This is a genomic window from Collinsella sp. TF12-2AT, assembly GCF_003436735.1.
Lineage (GTDB): Bacteria > Actinomycetota > Coriobacteriia > Coriobacteriales > Coriobacteriaceae > Collinsella.
Genome location: NZ_QSQK01000018.1, coordinates 17,695 through 29,799, shown reverse-complemented (window position 1 = coordinate 29,799; position 12,105 = coordinate 17,695). Strand labels below are relative to the sequence as shown.

The 12,105-nt window shown below is 60.8% G+C and carries 7 protein-coding genes; 4 read left to right on the top strand and 3 right to left on the bottom strand.

Translation table 11 applies throughout. The annotated features are described in order from the left end of the window. Positions 1-90 precede the first annotated feature (90 nt). Positions 91-2,619, bottom strand: coding sequence for a phosphoketolase (locus DXD24_RS09700; protein ID WP_117646614.1), 2,529 nt, complete (start codon positions 2,617-2,619; stop codon positions 91-93). A 204-nt stretch (positions 2,620-2,823) separates the two neighbouring features. Next, a complete protein-coding gene (locus tag DXD24_RS09695; protein ID WP_089573627.1) occupies positions 2,824-3,852 on the bottom strand; it encodes a LacI family DNA-binding transcriptional regulator in 1,029 nt (342 codons plus the stop codon). 183 nt (positions 3,853-4,035) lie between these two features. Between DXD24_RS09695 and murB the strand changes: the two genes are divergently transcribed. Next, positions 4,036-4,998 carry a UDP-N-acetylmuramate dehydrogenase gene (gene murB / locus DXD24_RS09690; RefSeq protein WP_117646613.1) on the top strand — a complete coding sequence of 321 codons (963 nt, stop codon included), beginning with the start codon at positions 4,036-4,038 and terminating at the stop codon, positions 4,996-4,998. A 217-nt stretch (positions 4,999-5,215) separates the two neighbouring features. Here murB and DXD24_RS09685 read toward each other — a convergent pair whose 3' ends face one another. Continuing rightward, positions 5,216-6,421: a hypothetical protein gene (locus DXD24_RS09685; RefSeq protein ID WP_117646612.1), complete on the bottom strand. Its 1,206-nt coding sequence runs from the start codon at positions 6,419-6,421 to the stop codon at positions 5,216-5,218. Positions 6,422-6,688: 267 nt separating this feature from the next. Here DXD24_RS09685 and galE point away from each other — a divergent pair, with 267 nt between their 5' ends. From galE to glgP, 3 genes are all read left to right on the top strand, one after another. After that, a complete protein-coding gene (gene galE / locus DXD24_RS09680; protein ID WP_006235870.1) occupies positions 6,689-7,750 on the top strand; it encodes a UDP-glucose 4-epimerase GalE in 1,062 nt (353 codons plus the stop codon). A 208-nt stretch (positions 7,751-7,958) separates the two neighbouring features. Beyond that, on the top strand, positions 7,959-9,476 hold the full coding sequence (gene malQ, locus DXD24_RS09675; RefSeq protein WP_233502391.1) for a 4-alpha-glucanotransferase: 1,518 nt from the start codon (positions 7,959-7,961) through the stop codon (positions 9,474-9,476). A gap of 128 nt (positions 9,477-9,604) precedes the next feature. Further along, the gene (gene glgP, locus DXD24_RS09670) at positions 9,605-11,872 is read left to right on the top strand and encodes a glycogen/starch/alpha-glucan family phosphorylase (protein WP_233502390.1); all 2,268 of its coding nucleotides are present in this window, start codon (positions 9,605-9,607) and stop codon (positions 11,870-11,872) included. The last annotated feature ends 233 nt before the right edge of the window (positions 11,873-12,105 follow it).

Here is a 12,105-nt window from a genome sequence, read left to right as displayed (position 1 = left end):
CTTGCTCCGGGAAGTTCGCGAAGCCCACTTCCCGGAGCAAGGCCACCCCGCCGGGCAAGGCCCCAGCGCGAGACCGTCCCGGATGCCCACTTACTCGTTGTCGCCCGCGGTCATCTGCGTTGCGGAAAGCGCGCCGTCGGCAGCAGTTGCAGCTGCAGCGTCGGGCCAGACCCAGTCGGTAAAGGCCGGGTGATCGAAGCCCTCGTCACACGCGAACTCAAAGGCCTCGGTGCGGAAGGCCTCCCACTCATCAATCTGCTCGGCAAACTTATCGGCGTCGACCATGCGCAGCACGTCGGCGGCCAAAGCCCAACGATCCATGTTGTTCAGGCGCAGCATGTCGAACGGCGTGGTCGTGGAGCCTTTCTCCTCGTAGCCGTGAACGCGGAAGGCGTCGTGGCCGGGGCGGTTCCAGATCAGGCGGCGAATCGTGCCGGCATAGGCGTGGAATGCAAGGAGCACGGGCTTCTCGCCGCAGCCGAACAGCTCAGCCCAGCGCTCGTCGCTTATAGCCTGGTCGTTCTCGCAGACGTTCTGGATCTTGAGCAGATCCACCACGTTGACGAACCATACCTTAACGCCCAGCTCGCGCAGCATATCGGTTGCGGCCAGAGCCTCGAGCGTCGGCACGTCGCCGCACGTGGCGACCACGACGTCGGCCTCGGCGAGCGAGTCGGCGGTCGATGCCCACTCCCACGTCGCCACGCCCTCGGCGAGCTCGGCGCAGGCCTCGTCAACCGTCTGGAAAGTCGGGGCGGGCTGCTTGCCACAGAAAATGGCGTTGACGCAGTCGGTGGACTGGTAGACGCGCTCGGCCACGGCAAGCGCCATGTTGGCGTCGGCCGGATAGTAAGCATTCACGATATGCGTATCGTTGGCCTTGTTGAGCAGCAGGTCGATAAAGCCGGGGTCCTGGTGAGAGAAACCGTTGTGGTCCTGACGCCAGACATGGCTCGACAGCAAAATGTTGAGGCCGCTGATGGGCGCACGCCACGGAATCTCGCGCTTGGTGGCCTCGAGCCACTTGCAGTGCTGGTTGACCATGGAATCGACCACGTGGACAAAGCTCTCGTAGGAGCTCCACACACCGGAGCGGCCGGTGAGCACGTAGGCCTCGAGGAAGCCCTCGCACTGGTGCTCGGACAGCTGCTCGACAACCTTACCGGAGCCGGCCAGCAGCTCATCGTTGGCGTCGTCCTCGTAGAAGCCGGCATCCCACTGCTTCTTGGTCACCTTGTAGGCAGCCTGCAGGCGGTTGGACGCGGTCTCATCGGGACCAAAGATGCGGAAGTCGTCCATGTTCTTGGCCAATACGTCGGCGGTGTACTCACCAAAGACACGGGCGGCCTCGGTGGAGCCCCAGCCGTGGCCCTTCTCGGCGACGGGAATCTCGTGGGCGTGGATATCGGGCAGCTCGAGCTCGCGGCGCGCCTTGCCGCCGTTCGCGTTGGGGTTAGCGCCAATGCGCAGCTCGCCGGTCGGCATAAAGGCCGTCACCTCGGGGCGCACCTGGCCCTCGGGCGTAAAGAGTTCCTCGGGCTTGTAGGAGCGCAGCCACTCGCGCAGCACGCGGAAGTGCTCGTGGGTGTCCTTGGCGCTCGCCAGCGGCACCTGATGGGCGCGCCAGGAGTCCTCGGTCTTCTTGCCGTCTATCTGCTTGGGGCAAGTCCAGCCCTTGGGCGTGCGGAACACGATCATGGGGTAGGCTGGGCGGACCACGGTCTCGCCCGCGGCAGCCTGGGCCTGTGCGGTAGCCTTGATGTCGCAAATCTCGTCAAAGACCTGCTCAAACAGGGAGGCGAAGCGTTCGTGGATGCTCGCATGGCTCTCGTCGTCAAAGCCGGCGACAAAGAAGTGCGGCTTGTAGCCCATGCCCTCGAAGAACTTGGTGAGCTCCTCGTCGGACACGCGGGCGAGGATGGTGGGGTTGGCGATCTTGTAGCCGTTGAGGTGCAGGATCGGCAGAACGATACCGTCAGTTGCCGGGTTCACGAGCTTGTTGGACTGCCAAGAGGTCGCGAGCGGACCGGTCTCGGACTCGCCGTCGCCTACCACGGCCACGGCCAGCAGGCTCGGATTGTCCATGACGGCACCGTAGGCGTGGCTAAGCGTGTAGCCAAGCTCGCCGCCCTCGTGGATGGAGCCGGGCGTCTCGGGCGCAAAGTGGCTCGGAATGCCGCCGGGGTAGGAGAACTGGCGGAAGAACTTCTGCAGACCGGCCTCGTCATCAGTGATGTCGGGGCGGATCTCGCGGTAGGTGCCATCGAGCAGCGACTGGGCGGTGCCGGCGGGGCCACCGTGACCCGGGCCCATCAAGAAGATGGCATTCTGGTTGTGGTCGGCAATGAGGCGATTGACGTGACCGAACAGGAAGTTGATGCCAGGCGTGGTGCCCCAGTGACCGACCAGGCGGTGCTTAACGTCCGGACGACCAAAGTCGCGCGTCTCGCCGGTCTTCTCGTCGACAAAGTCGGAGCGCATCAGCGGGTTAGAACGAAGGTAGATCTGGCCGACGGACAGATAGTTCGATGCACGCCAATACAGATCGACGCCCTCGAGCTCGGAAGCCGGTACCTCGTGGCCCAGCTTTTGCCACGGCGTTCCCAGAGTTTTAGCCATTGTTTATGTCCCTTCGCTGCGCGGTCACCCTCCGATACGGCAACCATTCGTTGGGACCAGTATATTTGCTAAAACGTTTTATCACGGTGAAAAAACGTTTTATCATCTGTATTGATCGTACGGAACGACAAAACGCAACATTCACCTGCGGCGTTGATTGTCACAGGTGCTCCACATTCGGTCTCTGCAAATTGGTAAACGTGTTTAGTTGTGTTTAGTAAGCTCGAGCACGCTGTCCTTAACGATAAGCTCCGGCTCCAGAACGACCTCTTCGGCACGCCTGCCGCCCCTACCGGCAAGACGCTTGGACATGCAGCCAAAAGCATGCTCCGCAAGGACACCAGGGTCCTGCTCAATCGCGGTCAGTGCCGGCTCAAAGAGAACGTCGGCCGCCGAGTTGTCATAGCTTACGACCGAAATATCGCCCGGAATGCTCTTCCCCATCTCGTGCAGGCGCTTGAGCAAACCGAGGGCGATGTTATCCGAACTTGCGAACACGGCGGTGGCATCGGTTGCAAGCACAGCCTCCGAGGCCTCGTAGGCACTCGGAATGTAGTACTCGCTCTCAAACTCCAAACGCGCGTCGATAGGCAAGCCAACCTCGCGCAGTGCGCGCTCATAGCCGGCAAGTCGTTTGCGACCCGTATTGGAGCGGCGTGCGTTAACCAGACAGGCAATACGGCGGTGGCCTTGCTCGATCAGATAGCGGGTGGCCATGTAGCCGCCCATCTCGTGGTCGAACATCACCTTGTCGCACTCGAGCCCTTCAATGGCACGGTCGACCATTACGGCCGGGATGGGCAGGTGGCTGACTTCTTCGCGCAGGGCGCGGTCGTCGGAGAACTCGTCGCCCACAACCAGGAAGACGCCATCAACGCCGCGCGTTACCAGCTGGCGCAGCAGCTCCAGATCGTCGTCGGCACTTCCACCCGAGCTGGTAATGAAGAGCGCATAGCCGTCCTCGCGGCAGCGCTTTTCCAGGCTACCGGCGAGCGAGGCAAAAAAGCGGCTCTCGATGTTAGGGACGATAAGGCCCAGCGTGCGCGACTCGCGCATGACCAGACTACGCGCAATCTGATTAGGAACATAGTGGTTGCGCGCCGCAACCTCCTTGATGAGCTTGCGGTTTTCTTCCGAGATGCGACAGGGCCGATTATTGAGAACAAGCGAGACCGACGAGGGGGAAAGCCCCACCTCCTGGGCAATCTGCTTGAGGGTGACTTTGTTGGCCATCTCGCTCCTTCCAGGTTTACGCGCAATCTCTTGAAAGTATAGCGACCGCCCCTCTACCTCGGTGATAAACACTTTACCAATCCGGTAGACGGCTGTTTTATCGCCGCCAGCGCACCAAATCCGTCCGGGTGGGGTATATTGCAATCGATTGATGACAACGACCACCAAAAGGCGGATATTCGTATGCACGAGAACGACCTTTTTAACGAGGACCTGCTGTGCGCGCTTGCTGGCGTTGCCGGCGAGGACAACGTGCTGATGAGCGAGCCCATGCGCGAGCACACCACGTTTAAGATCGGCGGCCCGGCCGACGTCTTTGTCACGCCCGATACCGAGCAGGGCCTCGTCGCCACGCTCGACACCTGTTATCGCTGCGACCTGCCACTCACCATCGTGGGCAACGGCTCCGACCTGCTCGTCGGCGACAAGGGTATCCGCGGCGTTGTCGTGGCGTTGGGCGAAGGCCTCTCCGACATTACGGTCGACGGTACGCACGTCACGGCGGCGGCCGGCGCCTTGCTTTCCGATGTCGCCGCGGCGGCAGCCGAGGCCGGTCTCACCGGCATGGAGCCCATCTCGGGCATCCCCGGATCGGTCGGCGGCGCCTGCTACATGAACGCCGGAGCTTACGGCGCCTGCATGGCCGATGTGCTGGAGTCCGTGCGCGTCTACAAACCTGCTCGCCAGCTCGACGACGGCACCCGCGGCAGCGGCAACATCATCGAGTTCGATGTCGATGAGCTCAATCTGGGCTATCGCAAGAGCCGCATCGCCGACGACGGCTTTACCGTGCTTTCAGCCACCTTCAACCTCGCCCCGGGCAACGCTGCGATGATCAAGGCCGACATGGACGACTACCGCCAGCGCCGCGAGGACAAGCAGCCGCTCGACATGCCGAGTGCCGGCTCCACCTTCAAGCGCCCCGAGGGCCACTTTGCCGGCAAACTCATCATGGATGCCGGCCTGCGCGGCCATGCTGTCGGCGGCGCGCAGGTAAGCGAAAAGCACTGCGGCTTTATCGTCAACGCCGACCACGCCACCGCCGCCGACGTCGACGAACTCATCCGCGACATCCAAGCCAAAGTCAAAGAGCAGTTCGACGTAGACCTAGAACCCGAAGTCCACCGAGTAGGCGAATTTTTATAAAAAGAAGGCCCCGAAAGGGGCCTTCACTTTCTTTAATTCAGACAACCAGTCCGGTGTGCCGCGCCCCGAACCCGAGAGGGCCGGGACAGCCCGAGAGGCATAAGGTTGATCGCGAGTTCCGCACGAGCCGGAGAGCACTTAATGTGCTCTCCGTGCGAGCAGGACTGCCCGAGCAGGCAACCTTATGCCTCTCGGGCTGTCCCGGACCAAGCCGCAGCTACGACAGCGCAATACCGCCGAGCCAGCCCCAACGCACGCCAGAGCCAGTGCCATAGAAGCTAATAAACGAATCGAGCGACTTAGACGTAATGGCACCCTCGTTGCTCATAACGATGCCGCCGCCAACGTAGATACCCACATGACCGTAGATAAGGCCCGGAGCACCCGTGCCGCTGTGCGAGGAATCGGCCACGATCATGCCCACCTGCAGCGCCGAGCGGTCGGAGCTATAGCACCAGGCGTTGAACATGTCACACGCGTTGCCGCCAAAATAGCCCACGCCGGCGTTACGGAAGACATTGGTAACCCACGCCGCGCACCAGTTCTGACCCGGCGAAGGCGTGGAGTAGCACGCGTTGACGACGGCCTGCTGTTTGCCCGAGCCGGCATTCTGTTGCGGGGTTCCGGGCGCATACGATCCGCCACCCGAACTTGAACCACCCGAGTAGGAATTGTTCTTGTTCGCGGCGGCAGCGGCAGCGGCGGCCTTCCTGGCAGCCTCCTCAGCCTGGGCGGCAGCGAGGATCTCGGAATCGCGCTGAGCCATGAGCTCCTTGACGTCGTCGGAAAGACCGTTCAGCACGGTCTGGACTTCTTGCTGCTTGGCCTGCATATCCTGCATCTGAGCCGTCTGCTGGTCCTTGAGTTTTTCCAGGTCGGCCTTTTGTGCTTCGAGCTCGGTCTTCTGTGCGTCGAGCTCAGCCTGAATCGTCTGGATATCCTCGATGGCATCGCGGTCGCTCTTGTTGATCTTCTCAACGTAATGCGCGTTGGCGACGAGTTCCTCAAACGAGCCAGAGGCCAGCAGCAAAGACAGGATGTTCGTGCCGCCGGACTTGTAGCTGGCGGCCACGCGATCGGAAAGGTCGTTGCGCTTCTTCTTGAGCTCGGCCTTCTTTTCATCGATCTGGGCCTGCGTGTCGTCAATCTTGCCCTGGACATTCTCGATGTCGTTGAGGGTCTGGGCATTCTTGTTGGCCAGCGCCGCATACTCATTTGCGATGCTGTCGAGCTGGGCCTGAACCTCGTCGAGCTGGGCCTGGGCGGCATTCAGTTTATCGGTGGTTTCTTTGGAAGCCTCCGCCGCATGGGCGCGAGCGGGCAGGCCAAAAAGAATTGCCGCAGAAGCGGCGCCGAACAGGGCCTTGAGGGCAGTGCGGCGCGAGAGCTCCTGGGAAAGGATGGAATCGCTGTTTGGTGACATATGTACTCCGTTACATGTTTATTTATATGTCGCTCAACTCATACATATTAGCGTACATATGGCGCGTCCCAATGATTTCCACGAACGGCAGGAAACTACAAGGTCAGCGGCTCGTAAGCAAATGCCAAAGATCAGGTTATGCGTACGCAAGCTCTTCTGATGAGTACGTTAGCACAGTCCTCTGCTTTTCCTACAGCGCACGATTTGGGCGTCCCTGCCTGCGCTATACTCCCCTGAAGAAGTGTTCCTGATTCGATAGGAGACTACATGTCCAAAGCACTCGACCCCAAAGACACCTGCGTCCTCGTTACCGGTGGCGCCGGTTTTATCGGCTCGCACACCGTCGTTCAGTTGCTCGAGGGTGGCTACCAGGTCGTCATCGTCGATGATCTCTCCAACTCCAGCGCCGTCGCCGTCGACCGCGTCAAGACCATCGTGGGCGACGAGGCCGCCAAGAACCTCACCTTCTACGAGGCCAACGTGCTCGACCGCGATGCGATGAACAAGATCTTCGATACCCATCAGATCGACCGCGTCATCCACTTTGCCGGCTTTAAGGCCGTCGGCGAGTCGGTGAGCAAGCCCGTCGAGTACTACCACAACAACATCGAGAACACCCTGGTGCTCATCGACGTCATGCGCAACCATGGCTGCAAGTCCATCATCTTCTCGAGCTCCTCGACCGTCTACGGCGACCCGGACAACCCGCCCGTCACCGAGGAGGATCCTAAGAAGCCCGCGACCAACCCCTATGGTTGGACCAAGTGGATGATCGAGCAGATCCTTATGGACGTCCACACCGCCGACCCCGAGTGGGACGTCGTGCTGCTCCGTTACTTCAACCCCATCGGCGCTCATCCGTCGGGCCTGATCGGCGAGGACCCCAAGGGCATCCCCAACAACCTGGTGCCCTATGTCGCCCAGGTCGCCGTGGGCAAGCTCGAGGCCGTTCAGGTCTTTGGCAACGACTACCCCACCCCCGACGGCACCGGCGTGCGCGACTACATCCACGTGTGCGATCTGGCCTCTGGTCACGTTGCCGCCCTTAACTGGATGAACGGCAAGACCGGCGTCGAGATCTTTAACTTGGGCACCGGCACCGGCACCTCGGTACTCGAGGTCGTCGCCGCCTTCTCCAAGGCTTGTGGCAAGGAGCTGCCCTACGTGATCCGCGAGCGCCGCGCCGGCGACATCGCTGCCAACTGGTGCGACGCCTCCAAGGCCGAGCGCATGATGGGCTGGAAGGCCCAGTACGACATCGCGGACATGTGCCGCGATAGCTGGAACTGGCAGAGCCACAACCCCAACGGCTTCGCCGACGCCGAGTAGCAAAAACCTACATACCGCTCTTGCCCCGATCTCGCGTTGTGAGGTCGGGGCTTTTTCATGGCATGTAACCATTCGCCGAAAATCGACCAACTTTTTTATCTTGCCTGTACATGTTTAAACAACATGTTCTACAATAGGCGTATCGGATCAGAACATCGGAGGCGGACTGCACACCCATCGGCAGGCCGACCCCACAACAAGAAGGTTGGTGAGCGCATTCATGGAGCGTGCAAGCGGCGTCCTCATGCCCGTCTCATCTCTGCCCGGACCATACGGAATCGGCGGCTTTGGCTGGAATGCCTACGACTTCGTCGATTTTCTCGCCTCGTGCAAACAACATTACTGGCAGATTCTGCCCCTTACGACGACCAGCTATGGCGATTCGCCCTATCAGTCGTTCTCGGCCCGCGCAGGCAACCCCAACTTTATCGACTTTGCCGAGCTTATCGAGGCAGGGTATCTTGAGCAGCGCGATATCGATGGCGTGTATCTGGGATCCGACCCCAGCAATGTCGACTACGGTGCTATCTTTGGCGGCCGCCGTCAGATTCTCGACCGCGCCGCTGAGCGCTTTGCCGCCGACAAGCCAGCCGATTTCGATGACTTTATCCAGGCCAACGAGGACTGGCTCATCCCCTACTGTGAGTTCATGACCGTCAAAGAGGAGTGCGGTCTCAAGGCGTTTTGGGAGTGGCCCGCGGAGCTCCGCACCCGCGGCGAGGCTTCCGCCAAGGTCTGCGCCGACCATCCGGCGCGTATGCTCTACCACCAGATGACGCAGTACTTCTTCGATCGCCAGTGGAGCCGCCTCAAGGCCTATGCCAACGAGCGCGACATTCTCATCATCGGCGACCTGCCCATCTATGTCTCGCGTGACTCCGTCGAGATGTGGGCGACGCCTGAGCTCTTTAAGATCGACGCCGCCGGCAATCCCGTGAGCGTCGCCGGCATGCCGCCCGACCAGTTCTCGGCCACCGGCCAGTACTGGGGCAACCCCATCTACGACTGGGACGCCATGGAGTCCGATGGCTTCTCCTGGTGGGAGGGCCGCATTCGCGCCGCCCTCGACATGTACGACGTCATCCGCCTGGATCACTTCCGCGGCTTCGAGGCCTATTGGGAGGTGCCGTTCTCCTCGCCCGATTCGTCCTACGGTTCGTGGACGCAGGGTCCCGGCCTCAAGTTCTTCAAGACGCTCGAGGAAAAGCTCGGCACGCTGCCCATCATCGCCGAGGACCTGGGCTTCCTCACCCCCGGCGTCATCGACATGCGCGACAACTCGGGCTTCCCCGGCATGAAGATCCTGCAGTTTGCCTTTGAGGGTACCAACTCGTACTACCTGCCGCATAACTACATCGCCAACACCGTCGCCTATGTGGGCACCCACGACAACGAGACGGCGCGCGGTTGGTTTGAGGGAACGGCCACCCCGCGTCAGCGCGAGCAGGCAGCCCTGTACACCCATCAGCAGGCCGGCGAACCCATGGCAGATGCACTCAATCGCACCATCGCCGCCAGCGTGAGCGACACGTGCATCTACACCATGCAGGACCTGCTCAACTTGGGCAACGAGGCGCGCATCAATACCCCTGCCACGCTGGGCGGCAACTGGACCTGGCGCATGCTCGACGGCGCCATCACCCGCGAGCTCGAGCACAAACTCACCGACTGGACCGAGACCTACTTCCGCATCCCGTCGGAAGCCGAAATCGAGCTTCCTCAATAGGAGCTACCGCGCCCGACCCCTCCCCACCGTGCGGACGCGCTTGCTTTTCCCGCGCGAGGCCACCCCAATCCCCTCGCGCGGGCTTCTTATGAATTGCAGACATGAAACAACCCATCACAGGAGAAAACATGCCCCAAATTAACCTCATGGAACTCGCCGAGCAGTCTTTTGGCACCTCACTCGAGCAGCTCGACGACCGTCGCATTTACAAGCTGCTGGTCAAACTCGTGCAGGAGCGCTCCGCCACCTGCCCGCTCAACAACGGCAAGAAAAAGCTCTATTACATTTCCGCCGAATTTTTGATCGGTAAGCTGCTCATCAACAACATGATCGACCTCGGCATCTACGACGAGGTTAAGGACCAGCTCACCGCCGCAGGCCACGACCTCAACAAGATCGAGGAATTCGAGGTCGAGCCGTCACTCGGCAACGGCGGCCTGGGCCGCTTGGCCGCATGCTTCCTGGATTCCATCGCCACGCTGGGCTTGACCGGCGATGGCGTGGGCCTCAACTATCACTACGGTCTGTTCCGTCAGCGCTTTGTCGACAACCAGCAGAAGGCCGTCCCCGACGAGTGGCTCGGTGAGCAGGACATCCTAGTCGACGATGGCCGCTCCTACACCGTCGAGTTCGGCGATTTTGCCGTTACCTCCAAGCTCGTCAACATCGATGTGCCCGGTTACGGCCAGCCCACCAAAAACCGCCTGCGCCTGTTCGACCTGGCGAGCGTCGACGACGGCCTGGTCCCCGGCAGCTCCATCGACTTCGACAAGACCGAGATCGCCAAGAACCTCACCTTGTTCCTCTACCCCGACGATTCCGACGAGCAGGGCCGCCTACTTCGCATCTATCAGGAGTACTTCATGGTGAGCAACGCCGCCCAGCTCCTGATCGACGAGGCCGTCGAGCGCGGCAGCAACCTGCACGATCTGGCCGACTACGCCGTGGTCCAAATTAACGACACGCACCCCACCATGGTCATCCCCGAGCTCATTCGCTTGCTCACCACCGAGCATGGCATCGAGTTTGACGAGGCCGTGACCATCGTACGCTCCATGGTCGCCTACACTAACCACACGATTCTTGCCGAGGCGCTCGAGAAGTGGCCGCTCGCCAGCCTGCAGAAGGTCTCCCCTGTCATCGCCGACATTATCGTCAAGCTCGATGAGATCGCGAAGGCCGAGCACGATGACCCGCGCGTCGCCATCATCGACGAGCACGACACCGTCCACATGGCCCACATGGACATCCACTTTGGCTTCTCCATCAACGGCGTAGCCGCCCTCCACACCAAGATCCTGGAGGACACCGAGCTTCATCCGTTCTACGAGATCTGTCCCGAGAAGTTCTCCAACAAGACCAACGGCATCACCTTCCGCCGCTGGATTCATGGGGCCAACCCCGCGCTCGCCAGCCTGCTCGACGATGTAATCGGCACCGACTGGCGCAGCACCGGCGATCTGAGCAAACTCGCCAAGTTCGCCGACGACAAGGACGTTCTTGAGCGCCTGGCCGCCACCAAGGTCGAGGCCAAGGCCATCATGCGCCAGTTCATGGCGCTCGAGCAGGGCGTGACCATTCCCTCCAACGCCATCATCGACGTCCAGGTCAAGCGCATCCACGAGTACAAGCGCCAGCAGATGCTCGCGCTCTACATCATCTGGAAGTACCTCGATATCAAGAACGGCAACAGACCTAAGCACCCCGTCACCATCATCTTTGGCGGCAAGGCGGCGCCTGCCTACACTATCGCGCAGGACATCATCCATCTGATCTTGACGCTGTCGCAGTGGATTGCAAACGACCCCGACGTGGCTCCCTACCTGCAGGTTGTCATGATCGAGAACTACAACGTCACCGCCGCCGAGCGCGTGATCCCCGCCGCTGATATCTCCGAGCAGATCAGCCTGGCCTCCAAGGAAGCGAGCGGCACCTCCAACATGAAGTTCATGCTCAACGGCGCCCTAACCCTGTGCACGCTCGACGGTGCCAACGTGGAGATTGCCGAGCTCGTGGGCGACGAGAACATCTATACCTTTGGTGCCTCGTCCAAACAGGTCGAGCAGCTCTATGCCAACGGCACCTATGACGCCGGTGTGCTCTACCGCAAGCCCGGCATTAAACTGCTGGTGGACTTCATCACCAACCCGGCCTTTATGGCAACCGGCAACGCCGAGCGCCTGCAGCGCCTGCACGACGACATTAAGGGCAAGGACTGGTTTATGGCCCTGCTCGACATTGAGGAGTACATCCAGACCAAGGAGCGCGTGCTGGCCGACTACGAGGACCAGGACGCCTGGATGCGCAAGGCGCTCATCAATATCGCCAACGCCGGCACCTTCTCGTCCGACCGTACGATCTCCCAGTACAACGACGAGATCTGGCACCTGAGCTAATTCGGTTTCATCGCCCATCCTCTTGAAAACGGAGCCACGGCAACGCGGCTCCGTTTTTTGTGCCCGCACGTTACCCTGTGATCCGACTCGGCCAAACAATCTCGATCCATAACAACTACTCAACCAAAACGGTCCCAGCTGTTACAGATTGAGACATACCGGCTCCTCCCCTTGGGTTTATCTCAATCTGTAACATCTAGCAGGTGAAATTCGCCTTTGGTGTTACAGATTTA